Annotated in this window: 20 protein-coding genes; 4 read left to right on the top strand and 16 right to left on the bottom strand. The window is 69.2% G+C overall.

The window, feature by feature from the left end; genetic code table 11:
• Position 1 precedes the first annotated feature (1 nt).
• The 7 genes from BM228_RS01530 to BM228_RS01500 all read right to left on the bottom strand — a co-directional run bounded on the left by BM228_RS01530 (position 2) and on the right by BM228_RS01500 (position 8,419).
• On the bottom strand, positions 2 to 1,240 hold the full coding sequence (locus BM228_RS01530; protein WP_092036496.1) for a glycosyltransferase family 4 protein: 1,239 nt from the start codon (positions 1,238 to 1,240) through the stop codon (positions 2 to 4).
• A 148-nt stretch (positions 1,241 to 1,388) separates the two neighbouring features.
• Complete coding sequence (locus BM228_RS01525) at positions 1,389 to 2,261, bottom strand: sugar phosphate isomerase/epimerase family protein (RefSeq protein WP_092036494.1); 873 nt, start codon at positions 2,259 to 2,261, stop codon at positions 1,389 to 1,391.
• A complete protein-coding gene (locus tag BM228_RS01520) occupies positions 2,258 to 3,859 on the bottom strand; it encodes a YcaO-like family protein (RefSeq protein WP_092036492.1) in 1,602 nt (533 codons plus the stop codon). Before BM228_RS01520 ends, BM228_RS01525 begins: the two co-directional genes overlap by 4 nt.
• A gap of 224 nt (positions 3,860 to 4,083) precedes the next feature.
• Entirely contained in the window at positions 4,084 to 5,079 is a 996-nt protein-coding gene (locus tag BM228_RS01515) for a Gfo/Idh/MocA family protein (protein WP_092036490.1), read from the bottom strand.
• Positions 5,079 to 6,260 carry a class I SAM-dependent methyltransferase gene (locus tag BM228_RS01510; RefSeq protein ID WP_092036487.1) on the bottom strand — a complete coding sequence of 394 codons (1,182 nt, stop codon included), beginning with the start codon at positions 6,258 to 6,260 and terminating at the stop codon, positions 5,079 to 5,081. Before BM228_RS01510 ends, BM228_RS01515 begins: the two co-directional genes overlap by 1 nt.
• A gap of 63 nt (positions 6,261 to 6,323) precedes the next feature.
• Entirely contained in the window at positions 6,324 to 7,229 is a 906-nt protein-coding gene (locus BM228_RS01505) for an HD domain-containing protein (protein ID WP_092036485.1), read from the bottom strand.
• Positions 7,229 to 8,419, bottom strand: coding sequence for an inositol-3-phosphate synthase (locus BM228_RS01500; protein ID WP_092036483.1), 1,191 nt, complete (start codon positions 8,417 to 8,419; stop codon positions 7,229 to 7,231). Before BM228_RS01500 ends, BM228_RS01505 begins: the two co-directional genes overlap by 1 nt.
• A 323-nt stretch (positions 8,420 to 8,742) precedes the next feature.
• On the opposite strand from BM228_RS01500, the gene BM228_RS01495 reads away from it, so the two are divergent.
• Complete coding sequence (locus BM228_RS01495) at positions 8,743 to 9,996, top strand: transglycosylase SLT domain-containing protein (protein ID WP_092036481.1); 1,254 nt, start codon at positions 8,743 to 8,745, stop codon at positions 9,994 to 9,996.
• 71 nt (positions 9,997 to 10,067) lie between these two features.
• On the opposite strand, the gene BM228_RS01490 is transcribed toward BM228_RS01495, so the two are convergent.
• A complete protein-coding gene (locus tag BM228_RS01490; RefSeq protein ID WP_092036479.1) occupies positions 10,068 to 11,687 on the bottom strand; it encodes a DHA2 family efflux MFS transporter permease subunit in 1,620 nt (539 codons plus the stop codon).
• Positions 11,688 to 11,692: 5 nt separating this feature from the next.
• On the bottom strand, positions 11,693 to 12,943 hold the full coding sequence (locus BM228_RS01485) for an HlyD family secretion protein (RefSeq protein ID WP_092036477.1): 1,251 nt from the start codon (positions 12,941 to 12,943) through the stop codon (positions 11,693 to 11,695).
• 199 nt (positions 12,944 to 13,142) lie between these two features.
• Here BM228_RS01485 and BM228_RS01480 point away from each other — a divergent pair, with 199 nt between their 5' ends.
• Positions 13,143 to 13,802, top strand: coding sequence for an HdeD family acid-resistance protein (locus BM228_RS01480; protein WP_092036475.1), 660 nt, complete (start codon positions 13,143 to 13,145; stop codon positions 13,800 to 13,802).
• Positions 13,803 to 13,936: 134 nt separating this feature from the next.
• The gene (locus tag BM228_RS01475; RefSeq protein WP_092036474.1) at positions 13,937 to 16,399 is read left to right on the top strand and encodes a PBP1A family penicillin-binding protein; all 2,463 of its coding nucleotides are present in this window, start codon (positions 13,937 to 13,939) and stop codon (positions 16,397 to 16,399) included.
• A 63-nt stretch (positions 16,400 to 16,462) separates the two neighbouring features.
• On the opposite strand, the gene BM228_RS01470 is transcribed toward BM228_RS01475, so the two are convergent.
• Together BM228_RS01470 and BM228_RS01465 are read right to left on the bottom strand one after the other, a co-directional pair.
• Positions 16,463 to 16,822 (bottom strand): hypothetical protein, encoded by a 360-nt coding sequence (locus tag BM228_RS01470; RefSeq protein ID WP_244536983.1) that lies wholly within the window; start codon positions 16,820 to 16,822, stop codon positions 16,463 to 16,465.
• Positions 16,823 to 17,272: 450 nt separating this feature from the next.
• Entirely contained in the window at positions 17,273 to 17,695 is a 423-nt protein-coding gene (locus BM228_RS01465) for a DUF1810 domain-containing protein (RefSeq protein WP_092036470.1), read from the bottom strand.
• Between the two features lie 85 nt (positions 17,696 to 17,780).
• On the opposite strand from BM228_RS01465, the gene BM228_RS01460 reads away from it, so the two are divergent.
• Entirely contained in the window at positions 17,781 to 18,134 is a 354-nt protein-coding gene (locus BM228_RS01460) for a hypothetical protein (RefSeq protein ID WP_092036468.1), read from the top strand.
• 229 nt (positions 18,135 to 18,363) lie between these two features.
• On the opposite strand, the gene BM228_RS01455 is transcribed toward BM228_RS01460, so the two are convergent.
• From BM228_RS01455 to BM228_RS01435, 5 genes are all read right to left on the bottom strand, one after another.
• The gene (locus BM228_RS01455) at positions 18,364 to 18,699 is read right to left on the bottom strand and encodes a hypothetical protein (RefSeq protein WP_092036466.1); all 336 of its coding nucleotides are present in this window, start codon (positions 18,697 to 18,699) and stop codon (positions 18,364 to 18,366) included.
• Positions 18,700 to 18,999: 300 nt separating this feature from the next.
• Positions 19,000 to 19,413 (bottom strand): lanmodulin LanM, encoded by a 414-nt coding sequence (gene lanM / locus BM228_RS01450; protein WP_092036464.1) that lies wholly within the window; start codon positions 19,411 to 19,413, stop codon positions 19,000 to 19,002.
• Between the two features lie 179 nt (positions 19,414 to 19,592).
• The gene (locus BM228_RS01445) at positions 19,593 to 19,844 is read right to left on the bottom strand and encodes a hypothetical protein (protein ID WP_092036462.1); all 252 of its coding nucleotides are present in this window, start codon (positions 19,842 to 19,844) and stop codon (positions 19,593 to 19,595) included.
• A gap of 101 nt (positions 19,845 to 19,945) precedes the next feature.
• On the bottom strand, positions 19,946 to 21,565 hold the full coding sequence (locus tag BM228_RS01440; protein WP_092036460.1) for an ABC transporter substrate-binding protein: 1,620 nt from the start codon (positions 21,563 to 21,565) through the stop codon (positions 19,946 to 19,948).
• A gap of 128 nt (positions 21,566 to 21,693) precedes the next feature.
• Positions 21,694 to 22,755 carry an MBL fold metallo-hydrolase gene (locus tag BM228_RS01435; RefSeq protein WP_092036459.1) on the bottom strand — a complete coding sequence of 354 codons (1,062 nt, stop codon included), beginning with the start codon at positions 22,753 to 22,755 and terminating at the stop codon, positions 21,694 to 21,696.
• Positions 22,756 to 22,757 lie beyond the last annotated feature (2 nt).

The raw sequence follows: 22,757 nt of genomic DNA, 5'->3' as shown, positions 1-22,757 counted from the left end.
GTCAGAGGAGATGCGGTTCGGCGCGGAACCGGCAGGTCGGGTCCTTGGGCAGATCGACGGAGAAGTCCGTGGCCGGACGCTCCTGGCGCACCCGGGCGTAGACCTCCATGATCTGCCGGCCGACGGCGCTCCAGGAATAGACCCGGCGGCATTCCTCGAGGCCCGCCATCGCGAGGCTCCGGCGCAGCGCCGCATCGGTGACGATGCGGGTGAGCGCGCCCGCCAGCGCCGGGACGTCGCCCGGATTCACCAGCAGGCCGTTCTCGCCGTCGCGCAGGCAATCCGAGACGCCGACCGCGTGGCAGGAGACCACCGCGAGCCCGGCCGCCATGGCCTCCAGGATCGTGTTGGAGAAGCCCTCCGCGTAGGTCGGCGAGACGAACACATCGGCCCGGCGGTAGAGATCCGGCACCTGGCCGTACTCGGCATAGCCGGTGAACGCGATCTCGCGCGGGGAGAAGGCGAGGTCCGCGGCCATCGCCTGCGCAGGCTCCACGTCGGGACCGATGCCGGAGATCGTCGCCGCGAAGGGCGTGCCCTGTTCGCGCAGGATCGCCAGGGCGGCGATGAAGTCGAGCACGCCTTTCCGGCGGTCGACCCGGCCGTGGTAGAACAGCCGCACCGGGCCGGCATGCGGCGTCGGCAGCCCGTCGGGTGTCCCTTGCGCGAAGCGGTCGGTGTCGACCGCGCCGGGCACGATGGTGAAGCGGGCCGGATCGGAGCCCAGGCGCTCGCAGACCTCGTCCACGAAGGAGGCGCCGCCGATCAGCAGTGCGTTGGCATGGGCCAGCACCTCGCACATGGCGACCCGGTGGGTCTCGCAGCAGGATCCGACCCAGTGGCCGTCGCCCCCCTGGATCGAGACCACGCTCGGCACCCCGAGTTTTCGGGCGGCGAGCAAAACCGCCCAGCCCGTCGGGTAGCCGTACTGGGCGTGCAGCACGTCGAACGGCTTGTCCGCGTGCGCCCGGCAGATCGCCGCGACCATGGTGGCGATGTCGCGCTCGAAATCGCCTGAACTCTGCTCGCCGAGCTGCTCCAGGCCGATCACCCGCACGCCCGGCACGGGCGGCGGCGGGCCGCCGCCATAGACCCGGGTGCCGAAGGCGTCGCCCCGGTACTGCGAGATCATCGTCACGTCATGGCCGGCGCCGACCAGCTCGCGCAGCAGGTTCTGCGCGTAGACGCTCATGCCCGATATCGCCGGGAAGTAGCGACGGCTGAGGAAGAGGATTCTCATCGGGCAGCACCGGACGGCCAGGATCCCCTCCCCCTTGCGGGGAGGGGTAGGGGTGGGGGTGGCGCAGACGGCACCGGGGCGCTCGATCCTGCACCACCCCCACCTCCGGCTCCTCCCCGCAAGGGGGAGGAGAGGTGCGCGCGTCCCATCACTGCCATTGCCGCCGCGTCTCCTGCTCGGTGGCGAGGACCGGGCCGGGACGCCGGCAGCCGCGCAGGTAGTCCAGGGCCTGGGGGATCATCATGTCGGCCCGGTGGCTCTCGCGGGACAGCTCGACGCAGACCAGCTTGCCGAAGTTGATCTCCTCCAGGGCGCCGAGCACGCCGGGCACGTCCATGTCGCCCTCGCCGAAGGGCAGATGGATGTGGCTGCCGCGCTTCATGTCCTCGATCGCCACGGTACCGATCCGGTCGGCGAACTCGCGCACGGCCTCGGCTGGATCGCGCTCGCCGGTGACGAGGCAGTGGCCGGTGTCGAGGGCGAGCTTGAGGCCGGGCACGGACAGCGCAGTGAAATCGTCCAGGGTCTCGATCAGCATGCCGGGCTCGGGCTCCAGGCAGGGCACGACGCCGGCTTGCTCGGCGAAGGCCGCGACCTCGTGAAGCCCCTCGGCGAGCCGGCGGCGTGCCTCGCCGTGGTCGACACCGGGCTTCGGCACGCCGGCCCAGAACGACACCGCCTCGGCCGACAGCATCGCGCCAATCTCGACGGCCCGCTTGAGGAAGCCGACCCGCCGGGCACGGCCCGCCGCATCGGCCGTCACCAGGGTCGGCTCGTGCTTGGCGGTCGGATCGAGGAGGAAGCGGGCGCCGGTCTCGATGACGCAGGCCAGCTCCAACTTCTCCAGCAGGCTCGCCACCCGGCCGGCCTCCGCCGCCCAGGTCTCGGCGAAGGGGTCGAGATGGTGAATGTCGAGCGTCAGGGCGACGCCGTCGTAGCCCGCCGCTTTGATCAGGTGGATCGCGTCGTCGAGGCGGTGGTTAGCCGCGCCGTTGGTGTTGTAGGCGAAGCGGAGCGTCACGCCGCCCTCCCCTGCTTCTGGGCGAGCCGGAACGGCGCGTGGTGCGATTCCGGCTCGCGATAGAGCGGATAATGCCGCCCGACGATTTGCTCGGCGAGCGCGGTGTCGAACAGGGGCTGGCCGCCGAAGCGCTCCACGGCCTCCGGGGTCAGGCGCACCGGCCGCAGAGTCTCGCTCTCAGCGCCGAAGCGGATCAGCGGGTGGTCGCGCTCGATGAGCTTGCGCGTGTTGCGCTCGCCGATCCGGTAGTAGCTCATGGTCTCGACCTCAAGACCGGGCACGATGGCCTTGACCACGCCGACGCCGCCGCCCGGTGGCGAGCAATCGACGTAGAGCAGGTCGAACCCGGCTTCGGTGAGCCGGTCGCAGGCGATCCTGCCCCGGGCATGCCCGTCGGCCGCCTCGGTGGAGGGCAGGTCCGAGAACCGCTTGGTGCTGCGCTCGCTGTACACGGTATCGGCGAGCACGCTCCGGAGATCGGCGGCCGGCAGCTCGATCCAAGCAAGCATCGCCTGCAGGGCGCGGCTCTCCTCCAGATCCAAGCTGGGGAGCGCCTTCTGAATAAAAGCGTCGACATAGCCCGGCGGCGTCACCGTGGCGGCGAGGTCGAGCGGACCGTGCCCAAAAGTCTTGCGCACCCGGGCCGCCTGGAATTCAAGCAGCGCCTTGCGCAGGGCCCGCTCGCGGTCCGGATCGCAGGCCTCGCCGCAGGCCGAGAGGGCGATCGGCGCCGGTGCCCGGGCGGGATCTTCATCATAGCCGACGACGTAGAGGTTGGTCAGGCCGAACTGGTCGGTAGCAAATTTCGGCAGGGCGCGGATGCCCAGCTCCTTCAGCCGGGCCAGCATCGCGGCGTTCTCCGGGCCGATCCCGTCGAGATCGAGCATCACGCCCTGGTCGAGGGCCCGGAACAGCAGGCCGTTGCCGTCGCGCTGCAACAGTTCGAGCACGCCGTGGCCGAGGGCGAAGGGTACGTCGGGCCCGGCACCGAGGCCGTTGGTGATCAGGTTGGTGAAGGGCCGGTAGCCCTCCGACAGCTCGAAATAATCGGTGGCGGCCACATCGAGCGGCATCAGCACGATCTCGCCGGTCCGGTGCCGGACGGTCGGGGTCCATTCGAGCACGGTGTCGCGGCCGACCGGCGAGCCTGCCGGCAGGCACAGGGTGAGCGGATCGGCGACGGACTTCGCCCCGTAGACGCGGGCGAGATCGGTATAGCTCGCCCGCTCCTTGGCCCGCGGCAGCACGGCGAGCGACGGCATCAGGTTCTCGGCAATCTCGGCCACGGCACCGATCAGCGCCTCCTCGTCGGTAGCGCCGTAGCCGATGCCCGACGGCATCGCGCCGACGAAGAACGGATCGTCGAGGAACAGGGCGACGAACCAGACCGGCACGCCGGTCCGGTCAAGCGGCGCCAGCGGGAATCCGACGATGCGCCCCTCCGGCAGCACGTCGAGATAGGCCCGCACGGGATCGGGCAGCGCCTCCGGCAGCCCCTCGATCCGGCGCTTGGCGCCGAACCGATAGGGGCGCGGCGCCTTGATCCGCTCGTGGCGAGCGCGGTCATCCTGGTCGTGGCTGAGAGCTGTGTCGGTCAAGTCGTATTCCCGTCTGCCTTGAACCGTGCGCCGTGGCCTATCCCTTCCCTCCCCTCATCCTGAGGTGCCGAAGCGCAGTGGAGGCCTCGAAGGAGGCCTCCAGCCAGCCGCGCGATCTCTGGAGGGCACCTTCGAGGCCCGCTGACGCAGGCACCTCAGGATGAGGGTGATGGTGGGACGTCCTGGAGTCTGGTTCCGTGGTTGGCGATCCTGTCTTGAGAGCGTTACCCCTGCCCGTAGGCACGGGCGACGAGTCGCATCGTGTGGAGGTCTCGGGAGGCCGAATAGGCCACGCGCTCCTCGGGCCGGCGCAGGGCCGAGCCGAAGGCGCGCACCTGCTCGGTGAAAGGCGAGTTGTCCGCATCGAAGGCCAGCGGCTCCGTGCGTCCGCTCGCGCCGTCCGTGAAAGTCAGGGATCCGCCGGCCGTCTGGCCCATCGTGTCGATGGCGGTGAGCTGGCCCTTGGTGCCGCCCACCTCTAGGCGGCGGCGCGGCAGGGCGTCGGGGCAATTGTAGGCAACGTGCAAGCTCACCAGTACGCCGTCGGCGGTACGGCCGATCAGCAGCGCGCCATCATCGACGGCGTAATCCTGGGCGCGAATCTGGGTCAGGGCGGCGATGTCGGCGATCGGCTCGCCGAGGAGGAAATTCACCAGATCGAGGCCGTGGGGTGCGAGGTCCATGAGCGCGCCGCCGCCGGCCTGCGCGGCGTCGATCCGCCAGTTGGGCTGGCCGGCCTCCGACCAGTCGCGCCCGAGCCAGCAGGCGTAGACGATCCGCACCGTCGTGACTGTGCCGAGCCGACCGACAGCGACCTGGGCGCGGATCGCCCGGTGGGCCGGGTGGTGCCGCTGGTCGAAGGCGGTGCCGTAGAAGATGTTTTGGGACTCAACCGCCCGCACGATGGCTTCGGCGTCGGCCAGCGTCGCCGCCATCGGCTTCTCGCACAGGATCGCCTTGCCGGCGGCCGCGAGCGCCTCGACGGCGCCCCGATGGAGATGGTTCGGGGTCGCCACGTAGACCGCCTCGACCTCGGGCTCCGCGAGCAGGCCGGCGAGGTCGGCATGGGCGCGGGCGCCTTCGCGCTCCGCCGCCGCGCGGCAATCCGGGTTGGGATCGCTGACCGCCACGAGGCGGTGGCCCGCCGCCCGGATGCCCGGGGCCATGTAGTCGCGGGCGACCCAGCCGTAGCCGACGATGCCCCAGCCGACGGAGTCCATCACCAGCGCTCCGGGAGATCGACGAATTCGCGGGCGCGGACCCGCTGCGTCTCGGCACCGTCGATGGTGCCGTCGAAGGTGATCTGCTCGGGCGCCGAGGTCTGCATGGGGTAGGTGGCCCGGGGTGCGTATTCCTCCCGGTAGCGGTCGGAGGGCCAGTGGATCGCGTGGCCGCCGCCCTCGGGTTGGTAGAGCGGGTTGAGCCGCATCACGGTCCCGGCCTTCGGCAGAGTCAGCCCATCCACCACCGCGCGGGGCGCCGGGCGCATGCCGGGGCCGGCCACCACCGAGAACGCCTCGCAGCTCCGCAGAGACGCCGGCTCCTGCGGCACCGGCGCCCGGGCCTCGACCAGGGCGCGGGTCAACTCGGCATCATCATAGACCAGGGCGTCGGGGAACAGCTCGGCGATCTCCTCGGCGGTGACGGCCCGGCCGGCGGAGAAGCCCGGGCATTCGCGATTGTGGATGTGGCTGAGCGCCAGCCAGCCATCGTCGCCGGCATTCTGGCGCAGGTTGTCGAGGAGGCCGGCCTTATCGTCGAGGAAGTAGAAGGCGTCGTTGCAGACGACGAGGTCGACCGGCGCGCCGGGGATGGGCCAGTGCGGTGAGCCGGCATCGAAGCAGACCAGCTGCGGTTTGGGGCCGACGACCCAGTGGCGGGCAACCCAGAGCTTGGCGAAGACCACGTCGGCCCCGGCGGTCTTGCAGCCGCGGCGTTCGAGCTCGCGCAGGTAGTGGCCGATGCCGCAGGCGAATTCGAAGACGCAGCGCGGCTCGTTCCAATGCGCTTCGAGCAGCGTCAGGCCGGCCAGAAAGGTCGGGTCGGTCCAGCGATGTAGGAAGTAATCGCCGACGCGGCCCCAGCCAAGCTTATCGACGGCGTCCCGCAACGTCGCGTGGCGACGGTCCTTGATGAGCTGGATGATCCCGGCCGGATCCGCCGGGGGACCGTTCCACCAATCGTCCTGATCGACCAGGAGGGCGGCCAGGGCCTCGTCGGGCTCGCCCGCGTCGAGATGGGCTAGAACCCGCTCGACCAGAGTCTCGCGGCCGATCCGCAGATACGGAATGCCATCGATGACGGGCCAGCGCGCACCAGTGCCGGCGTCGCGCAGGGCGTGCGGCCCATCGGGCTTCAGCGGGTTGCCGGTCTGCGGCGATATGAGTTCGAACGGGATCATGGGCTCTCGGGACCGCCCCCGTCAGATGGGCGACCGGGTCTGACGGACAACGCGGGTTCGGTCCTAAGGGATGCGCATGTCGCGCAGGACACGGTCGTGGAAGCCCTTCACCGGGCCGGCATGCACCAGCTCCCACTCGTCGAGCACCGCTGCCATCGTGGTGGAGGCGCCGCGCAGGTGCTGGGCGATCTGCAGGACCCGGTCGACACAATCGGCGGCGTGGAAGGCGCGCCCCTCGGCGGTGGCGTCGTCCGGCAGCACGGCTCGGGCGCGCTCGACCTCCCCGCGCAGGGGCGCGTCCAGCTCGTTCATCGCCCAGCCTGTGGTGACGGCCATGATCGGGCCGAGATGGTCGCCGAGCAGCATCTCGCCGGTGAAGCCGGCATCAGGCATCGCGGCGTTGTGAAAGTGATGCGCCATGGCGGCCAGGAACACGGTGCCGGGATCGGCCCGGTAGAACGGGCTGAGGCAGACGCCGTAGACCGCGACGATCAGGCAATGCTCGGCGTGGTTCTCGGGCGGCTCCAGCAGGATCCGCGCGCGGCCCGGGCAGGTCACCCCCGCCCGCGGTTGCTTCGCCAGCGCCGCCACGAAGGCCGGTACCGGTCCGGGCCGGCCGGGCGGGCGCGGTGCGAGCCGGCGGCGCAAGCGATCCCGCAGGTCCGGGTCGAGATTGCCGGTGACGGCGTCGAAGCCCGCGACCAGCACGGCGGAGGCCGCCGCCTCCGAGAGCCCCGCCGCCGCCAGGAAGGCGGCGTCGAGGTCGCAGAGCCGGGTCGCCGCCAGCGTCGTCGCGGTGATGTCGAGGGCGACATCCTGCGGCGCGGCGCCGCCGGTGAGCAGGCTCCAGCCCTGTGCGAACAGCCGTTCGGCGATCGACCCTTCGCGGCCCGCCGAATGGACGCGCTTAAGGTCGTTCATCTCGACGAAGAGTTCGCGCAGAGCGGCCGGCGCCGCCGCGTCGGACATCAGTGAACGCCGAGCCAATCGAGGAGCATCGCTTCCTGCTTGCCGAAGGCGTGCTCCGGCCCATGGCCGTTCTTCACCATCGGGGCCTTGAAGAAGGTCGAGAGCTGCTCCTGTACGCCGCCGTCGCCGCGCTTGTGCGCCAGATCGAGCACCCGGGCGATCTCGATGACCAGGGGGGCGGCCAGGATCGAGTCCTTGCAGAGGAAATTGACCTTGATCTGCATCCGCTGGCCCATGAAGCCGGTGACGTCGATGTTGTCCCAGGCTTCCTTGTCGTCGCCGCGCGGGCGGTAATAGTGGATGTGCACGAGGTGGTCCTCGACCGGGTAGCCGAGGATCGAATCGAGCACCGTGCCCTTGGTGTTGAGCTTCGACTGCAGCGAGTTCGGGTCGTTCAGGGCGAGACCGTCGCGGTTGCCCAGGATGTTGGTGGAGAACCAGCCATCGACGTGGAGGGCGCGCGCCTTGAAGGCGGGGGCCAGCACCGTCTTCATCATGGTCTGGCCGGTCTTGCCGTCCTTGCCGGCCACCGGGACGTTCATCTCCGTGGCCAGTCCGAGCAAGGCCGGCACGTCCGCGGCCACGCTCGGGGTGAAGTTGGCATACGGGATGCCGCTCTTGATCGCCGCGTAGGCGTAGAGCATCGCGGGCGAGATCGCCTCGTCGCTGGAATCCAGGCCCTTCTCGAAGGCCTCCGGCGAGTTCAGCGTCGGGTCGGACAGGTCGGGCCAGCGCTCCGTGGAAGCGAGGTTCACCACAACGACCTGATCGAGGTTGCTCTCCTTCTGGAAGCGCCGCAGGTCGCTGGCAATGATCGAGACCGCCTCGCGGTGGCCGGCGGCGACGATGCGGTTGCTGCCGTCGATGTTCTTGCAGAACTTGGCGCTGCCGACCGCGGGCCAGGGCGTGATGCCCTTGAGCGCCTGGGCGCCGTCCTCGATGTCGTCCTTCGACAGCACGCCGTGGCCGGAGGCGGCGGAGGCGAGATCGTCGCCGTTGAGGTCCCAGCCGCCGAACACGAGGTCCTTGTAGTCGGCCATGCCCGCCACGGAGAGGCCGGCGAGCGGCAGTCCGTCGAGCCGGTTCGAGCCGGATTTGATCATCTCGATGCCGGCGATGGCGGTGGTGGCGACAGCGCCACCCATGCCAACGAAGGCGACGCCGACACGGCGACCGGTCTGCATGCTCATCGGAAAATAGTGTCCTTGTGGGGACGCGGGTCGCGTCTCGGAAATGAATAGTCGACCCCCCCGGGGCGATATCTAACTGGCTCGAATGTGGGTCGTTCCAAGTCGAATGCGACAACTTTGCGCCGACCCGGGGCCGAGCGCGGCCGGATCACGGCGTTAAGGCGGCCTCAAAAAGCAGGGTTAACCCTTCGTTGACCGTGCCACGCTTGAATCACGGAGCCGTCCCATTCTGGTCACGGCCGGCGCCGATAGGGCCGCCGCTTCAAAGGACCCGGCCGCCAGACGCCGGGCCGACACAAGGGACATTCTGAAGAGGACCAGTGATGGGGGTTTTCCCGGAGCCGGCGCGTTGCGCCGACGACGTGAGCCGACTCGTGCCCAGCGCGAGCTTTTGTGAGACTGAATCCGTGGCGTGGCTGCCGCGGGCCGGGCGCGGGAACGAGCGCCGGTCACTTCGCCGCAGCGGCCTTCGCCGCTTCATCGGAACACTGGCCCTGGGCGTCGCCGCCGGGTTCGGGCTGCCGCAGGCGGCCTTCGCGCCGGCCTTCTTCGCGCCGTCCGCGCAGGCCCATGACCGGATCGATGCGAGCCCGCGCGCGGCCCAGGCGCTCGCCGCCGAGAGCGAGACGGGCTGGACGCCGGCGGGCGAACCGGATCAGGGCCTCCGGCCCGGTCTCTCGGACGCAAATCCGGTCGAGGGCGGCGAGGCCTGGTCCGGCCTGCCTGTGGAAGATCAGGAGCCGGCGACCACCGCGCTGATCCAGGACGACCTCGCGACCCTGCCCCGGGTGACCCAGGAGCAGGGCGCGGACGCGGTCCGGTTCGGCGAGCGCAGCGTGCCGCGCAAGGTGGTCGACACGATCGTGAAGGCCTCGGACGAGGCCGGCGTCGATCCGGTCTACATGATGGCCCTGGCCGACAAGGAATCGAGCTTCGACACGGATGCCAAGGCCGGGACCTCCTCGGCCCAGGGCCTGTTCCAGTTTGTCGCCCGCACCTGGCTGGAGATGATCCGCGATTACGGCGCCCGCTACGGGCTCGCCGAGGAAGCCGCCGCCGTGAAGGGTCGCGGCTCCGCGATCACCGTGGCCGGCCCCATGCGCGCCCGCGTCCTCGGCCTGCGCAACGATCCCCGAATCGCCGCCCTGATGGCAGCCGAGCTGATCAAGCGCGACCGAGAGCGGATCGAGGCGAAGGTCGGGCGGGCGCTCACCACCACCGAGCTGTACCTCGCCCATTTCCTCGGCACCGCCAGCGCCGGGCGCTTCCTGTCGCTGTCCTCCGAGAAGCCCGACGAGGTGGCCGGGCGCGAGTTCCGCAGCGCCGCCCGGGCCAATCGCAGCCTGTTCACCGAGAAGAGCGGCGGCAAGCGCCGCAGCCTAACGGTGGCGGAGCTGCACGGGCGGATCGACGACATGATCGACCGCCGCCTGACCCGCTACCAGGGCGTTGCCGCCGTTGCCGGCGCCGTGGACAAGGCGCCCGCCCCGACCGAGACCGCGGCCAACGAGGCCGGCCAAGGCCCGGACGATCGTCGCGTCGCGGTGACCGAGGCGCTTCCGCCGGACGGCGTGTAGGTCGTCGATGTTGCATCCCGTCTGTCCGAGAGCCGGTACCCACCTGTCGGGACGCTGCACTGACGCAGACGTCAGTGCCCTCCTGCCGGGGCGCCGCCGCCCAGCTTGACCGTTTTCAGGCTCAGGGCGAGCGGCACCGCGCAGGCGGCGACGAGGCCCAAGACCCAGAACACGTCGATATAGGCCCAATAGGCCACCTGCGTCTGGAGCACGCTGCCGATCCAGGCGGTCGCCTGGCTCTGCGCCTCGACGCCGGCATAGCCGTGCTCGGAGAAGTACTGCGTCGCCTGCCGCATGGTCTCCTGGTAGGCGGGCGCCGCCGGGTTGACGCTCTCGACCAGCCGGCTCTGATGGAACTGGCTGCGATAGGCCAGGATGTTCTGGGCGAGCGAGACGCCCATCGAGCCGCCGACGTTGCGGGCGACGTTGATCAGCGCCGAGGCCTGGTCGGTCTGGTCCTTGCGCAGGCCCTCGTAGGAGGCCGAGGTGATCGACAGGAACACCATCGGCAGGCCGATGCCGATATAGACCCGCGACCAGGCGAAGAACGCGAAGGTGGTCGTGCCGTTGATTCGCGTCAGGTCGTACATCCCGAGCGCCACGATGGTCATACCGGCGGCGATCAGCCATTTCGGCTGCACGTAGGCCGAGGCGCGCCCGGTGAGGAACATCATCACCACCGTGACCATGCCGCCCGGGCCGAGCACGAGTCCCGACAGGGTGGCGGTGTAGCCGTAATATTCCTGCGTGATCTGCGGGATGAACTGCGTGGTCGAGATCAGGATCGCCCCGGTGAACATCATCACCAGGAAGCAGGAGCCGAACTGGCGATTCCCGATCAGGCGCAGGTCGACCGCCGGGTTCTTGTGGTTCAGGAGCCACGGGATCATCACGATGAATGAGACGACCATCAGCACGCCCGACACGTTCATCAGGGTTGAGGTGCCGAACCAGTCCTTCCGCTGGCCCTCATCGAGGATCACCTCCAGCGAGCCGAGGAACAGGGCGACCAGCAGGAAGCCGACGATGTCGAACCGGATGCCCTTGCGCACCAGGGCGCGGCGCTCCTTCTTGGCGGCGTCGCTGTCCTCGATCAGCCAGTACATCAGGCCCAGGGCGATCACGCCGTTCGGCCCGTTGATCAGGAAGCACCAGTGCCAGGAGGCATTGTCCGATAGCCAGCCGCCGAGCGTCGGGCCGATTACCGGCGCAACCACGATGGCGACGCCGTAGAGCGCGAAGGCCTGCCCGCGCTTCTCGGGCGGGAACGAATCCGCCAGGATCGACTGCGCCAGCGGCGCCATGCCGCCGCCGCCCAGCCCCTGCAGCACCCGGAACAGCAGCAGCGACTCAAGGCTCCAGGCGAAGCCGCACAGGATCGACGCGATGGTGAACAGGCCCACCGACCACATGAAGAACGCCTTGCGGCCGTAGCGCTTGGCCAGAAAGCTCGACGCGGTGAGCGTGATGGCGTTGGCCACGAGGTAGCTGGTCACCACCCAGGCCGCCTCGTCGGGCCCGACTGCGAGGCCGCCCGAGATGTAGCGCAGGGCGACGTTGGCGATGGTGGTGTCAAGCACCTCCATGAAGGTCGCCAGCGCCACCACACCGGCGATCAGCCAAGGGTTATGGCCGCCCGGGGCCTTAGCGGAGGACGACTTGCCGGAAGATGCCTGGCCCGTGCCGGCCATGGCGGTCACCGCACCGTGACGGTGGGGACGACCGACATGCCGGGGCCGATCGCGACATCCGTCGGCCAGTCCTTGACCACGATCTTCACCGGGATGCGCTGCGTGACCTTCACGTAGTTGCCGGTGGCGTTCTGAGCCGGCAGCAGGCTGAAGGCCGTGCCCGAACCCGGCTGGACCGAGGCCACCGTTCCGTGGATCGTGCGGCTCGGATAGGCATCGATCACGAGGTCCACGGGCTGGCCGGGCCGCATATCGGTGATCTGGGTCTCCTTGTAGTTCGCCGTCACCCAGACGTCGTCGGGTACGAACATCGACAGGCTCTGGCCGGCCTGAGCGAAGGCACCGATGCCCCCCGTCAGCCGCACGACGCGCCCGGGCTGCATCGCCTGGATCGTGGTGTAGCCGAGGTTCAGCTCGGCCTGCTCGACCTGCGCCTTGTCGCGGGCCATCTGCGCCTCGGTCGAGGCCCTCTGGGCCTGGAGCGAGCCGATCTGCTTCTGCGCCGCGACCAGGCTGGAATTGGCGCTCTGCACCGAAGCCTGGCGTTGCTGCAGCGTCGAGGTCGCCGACTGGGATTGCTGGACCGATCCGGAACCACGCTCCGCGAGATCTTTGTAGCGAGCCGCGTCCTCCTGAGCGAATTTCAGCGCCGCCTCTGCGGTAGCGATCTGCGCCTTGGACACGTCGATATTGGCGTACTGGGCCTGGATCTGGGCGTCGATGTTCTTGATCGCCGCCTCGTCGGCCACGACCTGCGCCTTGGCCTGTTCGAGGGCGATCCGGTAGTCGCGCTGATCGATCTGGAACAGCATCTGTCCGGCCTCGACATGCTGGTTGTCGGTGACCGGCACTTCGACCAGGTAGCCGCCGACCTTCGGCTGGACCGAGATGCTGCGGGCATCGACGAACGCATCGTCGGTGCTCTCGTAGGGGTGCATGTACAGGAGCCAGTAGAAGAACACGCCGACGCAGAGGGCGAGCACCGCGAGGCCCCCGAGCAGGAACGCCCAGGGATGGCGGCGCAGGATGTTCGGGCGCTGCTCCTCGTCCTCCGGCTCGGTGTCGTCCTCGGATTTTTCGTCCGGGGCGCTCTGGCCTTCGTCGTCGTCTGGGGCCGGCTTGCGCGCGGTCTCGCCCTCCGGGCGGGAGCTGCCGCGGCCGAGATCCAGAATGTCGCGATCGGGCGCTTCGGGCCGGCCCTCGGCCGGCAGCGGACGTGACGCGGGCTCGGCAGCCTGCCGCTGATCGTCAAACATGGCGTCTCATCACCACCGGATGGGCCGGCCGCCGCGCGGCGGCCGGGCTGTACTCATGCCCGCCTCGGTCAGCAAAAGTCGGCGGCCGCGCCAAGGTTCCGCCTGGGGAACGCCACGGGGCAGGAACGCTTGTCGCAGTGCAGCGTTCTGCGGGCGGGCCGACCGGGCACGCGCGCCCGGCGCGCTTGGGAGTTCCGCTATGACCAGCACCCCGTCCCCGACACCGCAGGGCTCAGGTTTCGGTTCGACCGCGACGTCGCCCTCCGGCATCCCGCTCACCGGAGCCGCCCGCCTCGACGCCATGAGCGCGTCGCTCGCCCGCAACTGGTGGCTCATCGCGTTGCGCGGCGTCATCGCGATCCTGTTCGGCATCGTGGCCTTCGCGGCGCCGGAGGCCTTCGTGCTGTCGCTGGTGCTGCTGTTTGCCGGCTACACGCTGGTCGACGGCATCTTCGCCATCGTCGGCGCGGTGCGGGCCGCGCAGCGGCATGAGCGCTGGGGCTTCCTGCTCCTCGAAGGCATCGTCGACATCATCGTCGCCGTGGCCGCCGTGCTGGTGCCGGGGGCGGCGGTCTGGGCGTTCGTGCTGCTGCTCGCCGCCTGGGCACTCGTGACTGGCGGCCTGATGATCGCCGCCGCCTTCCGGCTGCACCTGCATTACGGGCGCTGGTGGCTGGGGCTGGGCGGCCTCGTCTCGATCCTGTTCGGCATCGCGCTGATCCTGGAGCCGGGCATGTCGGCCCTGGTGCTGACCTGGTGGATCGGCGCCTACAGCTTCGCGTTCGGTGTGCTCCTGCTGATCCTCGCCTTCCAGCTGCGCAGCCGGCACGGGGCTGCCGGGCAAGTGGTCGGGCGGTAGACCGGGTCGCGTGGCGCGCATCCCACGGTCGAGCCCGAAGGCTGGCGTCATCCCTTTGTTGGTGGGACTTGCAGCCGAATGCAGCTTAGAACCCTCCGTGGACCGGAGAGGCCGGTCCCGGAACACGCATCGCGATGACGCCAGACGCGCCCGAGCGCGCCCCGACCGATCCGGGCTCCAGACAGGAGCCCGGGGCCGACACGCCGGACCCGCGCAAAGCCGCCCGCGAGGCCGGACGCGCCGCCCGCGACTTGTTCCGCCATCTGTGGATCCTGATCGCCGCCGCCGGGCGCAGCCTCCTGCGCCTTGGACAGGCAGCCTCCGCGCGCGCCGTCAGCGTTCTTGAGCGGAGGCGCGATCGCGTGCAGCCCGTCGTCGCCGACCCGCCCGCGGGAGCGGACGCGGCGATGCGCGCGCCTGCCGGGATTGGGCGCTTCGGCCGCCTGCGGCGCCGGCCCGCGCTGCTCGCTGTCGGCGCCGCGATCCTGCTGCCTGCCCTGGCGCTGGCGATCTATCTGCTCGCCGCCCTCGTGACCCTGCCGCCGCTCGGCGGCGCGGTCGTCGAGACCGGCCAGCGGGCGATCACCGTCGAGGCCGATGACGGGCGGGTCTTCGCCACGCGCGGCAGCTTCCGCGGCCAGAAGCTCACCGCCGGCGACCTACCCCCGCATCTCGCCCAGGCGATCGTGGCGATCGAGGACCGGCGCTTCTACAGCCACTGGGGCATCGACCTGCGCGGGCTGGCTCGCGCCGCGTGGCGCAACGCCGTCGGCGGCGGCGTGCGCGAGGGCGGCTCGACGATCACGCAGCAATATGTCCGCCTGACCTCTCTGAACCAGGAGAAGACGCTCTGGCGCAAGGTCCAGGAGGCGTTCCTGGCGCTCCGGGTCGAGTCGACCATGAGCAAGGACGAGATCCTGCTCGGCTATCTCGACGCCGCCTATTTCGGCGCCGGCGCCTACGGGGCGGACGCGGCGGCCCGGCGCTATTTCGGCAAGCCCGCCAAGGCTCTGACCCTGCCGGAGGCTGCCATGCTGGCCGGGCTGGTGCGGGCGCCCTCGCAGCTCGCCCCGACCCGCAACCTCGGCGGTGCCAAGGAGCGGGCCGACGTGGTGCTGCAGGCCATGGTCGAGACCCACGCGATCACGCAAGCCCAGGCCGATGCGGCCCGCAAGCAGAGCGTGACCTTGAAGTCGCCCCCCGAGGCGCCGCCCGGCACCAACTACTTCCTCGACATGATCGCCGGCGACGTGAAGCGTCTGGCCGGCACCGACGGCGACATGATTGTCCGCTCGACCCTCAACCTCGACCTGCAGAGCCTCGCCGAGGGCGTCGTCGCCCGTCGCCTCGATAAGGACGGGGCCAAGCGCAAGGTCGGCCAGGCTGCCATGGTCGTGCTGTCGAAGGCCGGCGCGATCCTGGCGATGGTCGGCGGCCGGGATTACGAGGACAGCCAGTTCAACCGGGCGGTCCAGGCGAAGCGCCAGCCGGGCTCGCTGTTCAAGCTCTTGGTCTATCTCACGGCCTACGAGCAGGGCCTGACGCCCGAGACCGTGCTCGACGACCGTCCGGTGCGGATCGGCGACTGGGAGCCCGAGAACGACGATGGCCGCTATCGCGGGTCGGTGCCCCTGCGGACCGCATTCGCGCTCTCGATCAACACGGTGGCGGCCCAGCTCGGGCAGGAGGTCGGCATCCCGGCGGTGATCGCCACCGCCCGCAAGCTGGGGATCCAGTCCGAGCTGCCGAACGTGCCGAGCCTCGTCCTCGGCTCCGGCACGGTCAGCCTGCTGGAGATGACCCGCGCCTACGGCTCCGTGCTCTCCGGCCGCGCGCCGCTGGCGAGCTTCGGCATCCACGCGATCCGCGGCGCGGCGCCGCAGCCGCTCTACGTCCGGGCCGATCCGGCGCCGACCGCTCAACTGGCGCAGGAGCCGCGGCAGATGATGCTTGATTCGCTCCAGGCGGTGGTCGAATCCGGCACCGGCCGGGCGGCGCGGGTGCCCGGCCAGATCATCGGCGGCAAGACCGGCACCAGCCAGGATTTCCGCGATGCCTGGTTCGTCGGCATGACCCCGGACCTCGTGGTCGGGGTCTGGATCGGCAACGACGACGACAGCCCGATGAACCGGATGTTCGGCGGCGAGATGCCGGCCGGCATCTTTCACGACTTCATCCAGCGCGCCTCCGCGCAGCTCGCCAAGGGCAAGCCCCGCCCGTCGGCGGAGAGGGCCGAGCCGGCGCCGGGCGCAGCGCCGGTGCAGCCTCCGACCCAGGTGGCATCCGCCGAGCTTCGCGGCGTGCCCGAGGTGGTTGACACGGGAACGCTCTCGCTGCGTGGGCGGACCGTGCGGCTGCTCGGCGTCGTCGGCGAGCGCGGCCATCTCGCCCGCCAGCTCGCCAATTACCTGCGCCGCCGCGAGGTGGTCTGTACCGTCGCGGACGGTGCCACGGGCCGCTGCCGGATCGAGGGTGACGACCTCGCCGCCCTGATCCTCACGGCCGGCGGCGCCCGCGCCACAGAGGATGCGCCCCCGGACCTGCTCGGCGCCGAGGAGCAGGCCCGGGCCGAGCGCGTCGGCCTGTGGGGGCGGTGACGCGTTCGCCCGGCGGTCGCGTCCGCAAAGATCGGCACTCTAACGCGCGGTGCCGATGGCGCTTCAGGAGGCGGGCTGGCGCTGGAACTGGATACCGCAATTCTTCTGGACCGAGGTTTGCTCCAGCGCCTCGATCTCTCCCTTCAGACGACTCAGCTCGGCGGTGTGCATGTTGTCGCCATCGATGAAGAACAGGGCAGGCCAGAACACGACCACGCCGACCGCCGTGACCACTTGGTCATCCGTGCGCTTCTTGTCCTGGATCCCGGCGGCTTGCGATGCCCGGACGGAGACCCGTGCCGATTCTTCCGCGATCTGCCGGCACGACAGGCTCGCATACTGGATCGGCGATACGTAGGTCGCGGCGACCTTATCCGACGACGACGCGCAAGCAGACAGGCCGCTCGAAGCAAGCAGCGCCAAGACGAATCTCGATGACACGGAAGTCCCCCTGATTTCGAGGGCAACATACGCAGGTGCCGGAGCCGCGCTATGGCCCGCACGCAACAGTCCATGCGCGCACACCTATCGATCACACAGTCTTTCTCCGTATTATTTTTCGGAATTCATATATACACGCGAGATAATCGATCGATATAATCTATATATTTTTAGCCACAGTCAAAAAATTCAGCTCCATCAATAAGAAATTCTCATCGGGATGCAGACTGGAGCCGGCGCGGCACCAGGCGTCCCACCTCGGCGAGCCTCCAAAAGCGGCCACCGCGCCTTTGCCGCATGGGCAATACAAGCCAGTGAGTCGGCGCCTAGAGACGCCCCAAACGACGGCCGCGATCGCGCCGCCGACCGGCAGCGTGGTCGTGCCAGCTCGCAGCGCGGTGCCGCGCATTCCGGCTTGCCGCGTGCTGAAGCTCAGTCGAGCTTGGCCAACGTCAATGGGTCGGGCTCACCGCCGAAATACCTCGCCAGCGCCTCCGCAAACTGCGGCTCCTCCGGCGCGGCGCGGGCGAACAGGGTCATGCTCGACCGGAATTTCATATCGTCGGGCGAGCCGAAGATCGCGTGCGCCGAGCGGCCGGTGACGCCGCTCACCGCCGCCGTGCAGGTGCGCAGGCGCGGGCCGAGCACCGGATGGGCGAGATAGGCCCGGGCCTCGTCGAGGGAGCCGATGGCGTAACGCTGCGCCATCGGGCTGGAGCCCAGACCGGCGATCTGCGGGAAGATGAACCACATCCAATGGCTGCGCTTCTCCCCGGCCCGCAACTCGGCGAGCGCCCGCTCGTGGACGCCCTCCTGCGCGGCGACGAAACGCTCGAGGTTGTACGGTTCGGCCATGATCCCGCTCCGGTCTGCACGGCATCAACCCGGCGGCGGCCGATCGGATGCGCCCGGCGCCGGGGGATCCGTGTAACCTGTCCCGATGCTCGACACGCTCCTCGGCTTCATGATCGCCAACCCGGCGACGAGCCACGCCCTCACGGCCCTACCCGAGACCGCCGGCATCGCCGCCGCGATGATTGGGCTGCGGGCGCCCCGGCCCGAGGCCACCGCCGCTCTCGTGGTCTCGACCTATTATTTCGGCCGGGAGGCCGGGCAACGGGAGCACGACATCAAGCATGCCGGCTGGGATGCCGTTCAGGCGCATCTCGGCGCCGAGTTCCTGTACGGCTGGTCGTTGCCCAACCTGCAGCAATGGCTGGCCCCGACCTGCACCGCCTGGGCGATCGCCGCCGTACTTTTTCTGATGCGAAGCCGCCTGACGCAAACGCGCTAGTGGCAGCCCTTTCGAGGTATTCGATCCGGACTGTCCTGCTTGCCGCAAACGACCGATCTTTGCAGCCGCAGGTCTATCAACGGCCCTGTCATTCCGGGGCCGCGAAGCGGAGCCCGGAATCCAGAACCTTAGGTGGAGCAAGCCCTTGCATCGTCGGAGTCTCTGGATTTCGGGCTCGCCTGCTGCGCCCCGGAATGACAGGGCTGATGCCACTCCGGCGGCGAACGCTTCAGTGACAGGGAATACCGACATCCGCGGGCGACATGCCCCGTGCCAGCCGGCGCCCGACATGGAACAGGACCTTTTCGATCAGCGCCACGGTCAGCGGATCGCCGTCATACTTCGCGAGATGGTAGGCGACGAGCAGGTTGTCGCTGATGTCGCCGAGCAAGTCCGATGGCTCGCTCGGGATCTCCGCGGATAGCGGCTCCGGCACTGCCACTGCGGCCGGGCGATCAGGCGCCGCTTGCGACACTTCGATGACCTGGCGCGCGGCGTCGATCATGGCCCGCATCTCCGCGAGCAGTTCCAGGCTTGTGGCGTCTTCGGGCGTATCGTTGCGCATGGTATCGGCCCCCCAACCGCCCCCAAACTGCACCTACAGGTTGCGATCCGTCAACCGCCAACCTGCACATCTTCCGGGCATCGCAGGTTCATGGTGCCTCCGTCCGAGGATTGAAACCGTAACGAGGTGATGAATGCAACATCCAAGACGCCGGATCCACAACCAACAGATGCAGAAGAGCCGGAAAGCGCAGCCCGCGCATCGGTGAGGCATTCGTGGCTGAAAACAAGAACGCCCCCGCGGATCGATCCACGGGGGCGTCGTCGTTTGTCGGTGCGCTCCAGGAGCGCCCGGGCACGATTACTTGATCAGGGCGAGCAGCGCCTTGCCGGCCTTGGAGTTCAGCTCCTTGGCGTCGAGGGTGCCGTCACCATCCGGATCGGCCGCCTTGAAGCGCTCGCCGACCGCGGCGAGGTATTCCTTCTTGTCGATGGTGCCGTCGTTGTCCGGATCGGCCTGCTTCAGGCCGGCCTTGCTCAGGCGGCCCTTCAGCTCCTTGGCGTCGAGGGTGCCGTCGGCATCCTTCTCCAGACGATCGAAGGTCGCAGAGGCCACAGCCTCCACTTCCTTGAGATCGACGGTGCCGTCATTGTCGGTGTCGATCATCTTGACGGCGCTGGCTCCGCTCACCGGCTTGGCCAGCGCGGCGGGGACTGCGAGACCGGTGACGGCGAACGCGACCGCCGCGAAGCCACTGATGAAACGAAGAGTCATTGCCAAATTCTCCCGAAATATGATGCGCGATCTTCCTAATCGTGCGTCGGCGTTGCTGCAAGTGCGAAATTGATCGCGCAACGCGGACTTCGGAGGGGTCGAGGACGCGAAAAAGGGGCCGGCGGATGCCGACCCCTTTCGAAACTAACGGTCGTCGAGAGATCTGTCGGACGACAGGCTCAGTACCCGTAGCCGCGGCGGACCACCGGACGGTCATCCTCGAAACGCTGGCGGCGATACATCCGGTCGTCGTCGTAGGCGCGATCGCGATCCCGGCGATATTCTTCGCGCCGGAAGTCGCGCTCCCGCTGGCCGCGGGAGCGCAGATCGACGCTGGGGCCGTCGGGTCCGATATCGATGCGCTGAGCCGAAGCCGGAACGACGGTCGCGAGGGAGGCGGCCAGGATGGCGCCGGCGAGCAGGGTCTTCATGGGACACTCCTTCGTGCGTTGGAGGCCCAACACAGTCTCGTGAGGATCGTTCCCGATTCGCCGGAGGCTTTCCCCACCGCATCGCATGGATCCGACCGGTCTCACGCCAAGTTCGACAAGTCCTGAAACCAGTGCTGGGCCTGGACATAATCCTTCACCCGTGGCGACAAAGCGTGCGGATTGGTGTCGTGCACCACCCAGACCTGCACCGCGTCGTCGACGACGATCTCGTGGATGCGCGCAAGCAACTTGTTCTGCTCATCCGGATCCAGGCTGGCCTTGACCTTGTCGCAGAGGGCATCGACCTCCGGATTGCGGTAGTGGCTCCAGTTCACGCCGCCCGGCGCGATCTGCTTCGAATCGTAGAAGCGCAGGATCGCGTAGAACGGGTCCGAGGTGACGTAGGCGATGTTGCCGGCGGTGATGCCCTTGAGGCTCGGATCTGCCGCGCCCTGGCGCCAGGCCGTGTAGGCTACCTCCAGCTCCACGGTCTTGAACTCGACCTGGATGCCGATCTCGGCCCAGCTCTGCTGGACGAACTCGTTGATCGGCAGGGACAGCATCTGCCCGGTGCCGCCGGTGGGGATCATGATCGTGGCCTTCACCGGGTTCTGTACCGAGAAGCCGGCCTCCTGCACCAGCTTGCGCGCCTGATCGACGTCGGTCTTGATCTGGAAGTTGGGCTTGCCGAACCACGGGCTCGATGTCTGCATCTGGCCGACCGCCGGCTGCGCGAGGCCGCCGAGCAGCTGGACGACGCCCTCGCGGTCGATGGCGAGGTTGGCGGCCTTGCGCAGGCGCAGGTCCCGCCAAGGCGAGCCTTCCAGCATCGACAGGTGGTAGTTCCAGACATGCGGCGTGTCGTTGCCGACGACGCGCATGCCGGACGCCTTCAGGCGCGGCACCGCATCGGGGGCCGGCGCCTCAATCAGGTCGACATTGCCGGAGAGCAGTGCGTTCACCCGGGCGAGATCCTCGGGCACGCAGGTCAGCGTCAGCTTGGAGAGCTTCGGCACCCGTTTCGGGTTCCAGTAGCCGGCGTTCGGCAACAATTCGAGGCGGACCCGGGGGACCAGCTGGCCCATCTTGAACGGGCCGGTGCCCGAAGGCTGGAACGCGAATTTCGCCCAGTCGCGTCCGACCGCTTCGTATTGCGCGGGCGAGGAAATCAGGAACCAGAGCATCTGGTAGGGGAACAGGCTGTCGGGATTCTTGGTGGTCACCTGGACGGTCTTGGCGTCGAGCTTCCGGTAGCTCGCAACCCCCGGCAGCCGCGGGCGGACCTGGGCGGCCTGCCGCTGGTCGAAATGCGGTGCCTCCTTGTTGAGGACCTTGTCGAAGTTCCAGATCACCGCGTCGGCATCGAAGGCCGAGCCGTCATGGAATGTCACGCCCTCGCGCAGGTGGAAGATCCAGACCTTGGGGTCCGCCTTGTCGACCTCCCAGGACGTGGCGAGGCCGGAGACCATCGTGCCGGGCCGGTCGGCGATGCCGAGATCCCAGGCCACGAGGGGATCGTACAGGGTCAGGCCGGTGAACTGATAGCCGCCGGCGCCCCGGTCCGGCTGGCCGGTGGTGAGCGGCAGGTCGGTCATCGAGATGCCGTAGGTCAGGCTGCCGGCAGCCGCGCCCTGCGCGCCGGCCCGGCCCGCCGTACCCAGGACAGTCAGGGCGGCGCCCCCGGCCATGAGCGCGCGGCGTGTCGGCTTGATCGGATCCATCGTGTCTCTCGGCAGAAGGGGACGCGCCGCCCGTCAGCGCCCTCCTCCGTCGAGAAGTACCGCCGCGGGCTGCATACGGTATCTTGCATGCATCGTGCCCAACGCTGCAGCAGCCGGTATTCCGACCCTCAGCCCGCCCAGACCTGCCCGGGTCTCAGGGCCAGAAACCGCTCGGGGGCGATGCCCTGCGCGTCCAGCGCCGCCGCCAGCGCCTCGACGGGCCGCTCGATCCCCTCGTCGGTGAGCTGGAACGTGCCCCAATGGTGGCCCAGCGCCTGCTTGGCTCCGAGGAGCGCGAACGCCTCCACGGCCTCGGCCGGGTTCACGTGCTGAGCCTGCATGAACCAGCGCGGCTCGTAGGCGCCGATCGGCAGGGTCGCGAGCCGGGGGGCCCCGAACCGGGCGCGGATGTCGCGGAACAGACCGCCATCGCCGAAGCCGGTATCGCCGACATGGTAGTGGACGCCCTGGGCCGAGGTGATCACGAAGGCGCACCACAGGGCCATGCGCCGGTCCTGCACGCCGCGGGCGGACCAGTGGTTGGCCGGCACCAAGTGGACAGCCAAGCCATCACCGAGGTCGACGGACTCACCCCAGTCGCGGGTCTCGACATGCATCGTGTCGTCGTAGTTGCGTAGGATCGTGTCGTTGCCGAGCGGCGCCACGATCAACGGCTGGTGCGCCTGCCAGATCCGGGCGAGGCTCGGCCCGTCGAGATGGTCGTAGTGGTTGTGGGTGATCAGGACCGCATCGATCGGAGGCAGGTCAGCGAACGCGATCCCCGGCGGGTTGACCCGCTTCGGGCCGGCGAAGCGCAGCGGGCTGGCGCGCTTGGCGAAGACCGGGTCGATCAGGATGTTGCGGCCGGCGACCTGCACCAGATAGCTCGCATGGCCGATCAGCACGACGCGCAGCGAGCCGCTGCGCTCGGGCGGCCGGTCGGCGGGAAGCGGGCTCGGGTAGCTCTTCGGCCAGGGCTCGCGCTGGCGCTTGGCCTGCCAGCGCAGCACGTCCGGCAGGGACTTGTCGGTGGCCTGGTCCGGCAGGAAGAACCGCAGCCCGTCGAAATGGTCGGATTTCGGCCCGCGATAATACGGGTTCTTGCCCCGGCGGTGGGCGGCATAGCCGACGCCGCCGAGCGTCATGACCGTGGCCGCACTCGCGACCGTGAGCAGGCTGCGCCGTTTCATAG

The organism is Methylobacterium pseudosasicola (genome assembly GCF_900114535.1).
Lineage (GTDB): Bacteria > Pseudomonadota > Alphaproteobacteria > Rhizobiales > Beijerinckiaceae > Methylobacterium > Methylobacterium pseudosasicola.
The sequence above is the reverse complement of the archived record's forward strand: the minus strand, read 5'-3'. Positions and strand labels throughout refer to the sequence as shown.

Bases quoted from the DNA above. Each gene is read 5' to 3' on its own strand.
- BM228_RS01475 (WP_092036474.1), top strand. From the start codon at position 13,937: ATGACGCCAGACGCGCCCGAGCGCGCCCCGACCGATCCGGGCTCCAGA.
- BM228_RS01495 (WP_092036481.1), top strand. From the start codon at position 8,743: ATGGGGGTTTTCCCGGAGCCGGCGCGTTGCGCCGACGACGTGAGCCGA.
- lanM (WP_092036464.1), bottom strand. From the start codon at position 19,413: ATGACTCTTCGTTTCATCAGTGGCTTCGCGGCGGTCGCGTTCGCCGTC.
- BM228_RS01465 (WP_092036470.1), bottom strand. From the start codon at position 17,695: ATGGCCGAACCGTACAACCTCGAGCGTTTCGTCGCCGCGCAGGAGGGC.
- BM228_RS01510 (WP_092036487.1), bottom strand. From the start codon at position 6,260: ATGATCCCGTTCGAACTCATATCGCCGCAGACCGGCAACCCGCTGAAG.
- BM228_RS01435 (WP_092036459.1), bottom strand. From the start codon at position 22,755: ATGAAACGGCGCAGCCTGCTCACGGTCGCGAGTGCGGCCACGGTCATG.
- BM228_RS01485 (WP_092036477.1), bottom strand. From the start codon at position 12,943: ATGTTTGACGATCAGCGGCAGGCTGCCGAGCCCGCGTCACGTCCGCTG.
- BM228_RS01530 (WP_092036496.1), bottom strand. From the start codon at position 1,240: ATGAGAATCCTCTTCCTCAGCCGTCGCTACTTCCCGGCGATATCGGGC.
- BM228_RS01445 (WP_092036462.1), bottom strand. From the start codon at position 19,844: ATGAAGACCCTGCTCGCCGGCGCCATCCTGGCCGCCTCCCTCGCGACC.
- BM228_RS01490 (WP_092036479.1), bottom strand. From the start codon at position 11,687: ATGGCCGGCACGGGCCAGGCATCTTCCGGCAAGTCGTCCTCCGCTAAG.
- BM228_RS01500 (WP_092036483.1), bottom strand. From the start codon at position 8,419: ATGAGCATGCAGACCGGTCGCCGTGTCGGCGTCGCCTTCGTTGGCATG.
- BM228_RS01460 (WP_092036468.1), top strand. From the start codon at position 17,781: ATGCTCGACACGCTCCTCGGCTTCATGATCGCCAACCCGGCGACGAGC.
- BM228_RS01455 (WP_092036466.1), bottom strand. From the start codon at position 18,699: ATGCGCAACGATACGCCCGAAGACGCCACAAGCCTGGAACTGCTCGCG.
- BM228_RS01515 (WP_092036490.1), bottom strand. From the start codon at position 5,079: ATGGACTCCGTCGGCTGGGGCATCGTCGGCTACGGCTGGGTCGCCCGC.
- BM228_RS01440 (WP_092036460.1), bottom strand. From the start codon at position 21,565: ATGGATCCGATCAAGCCGACACGCCGCGCGCTCATGGCCGGGGGCGCC.
- BM228_RS01505 (WP_092036485.1), bottom strand. From the start codon at position 7,229: ATGTCCGACGCGGCGGCGCCGGCCGCTCTGCGCGAACTCTTCGTCGAG.
- BM228_RS01480 (WP_092036475.1), top strand. From the start codon at position 13,143: ATGACCAGCACCCCGTCCCCGACACCGCAGGGCTCAGGTTTCGGTTCG.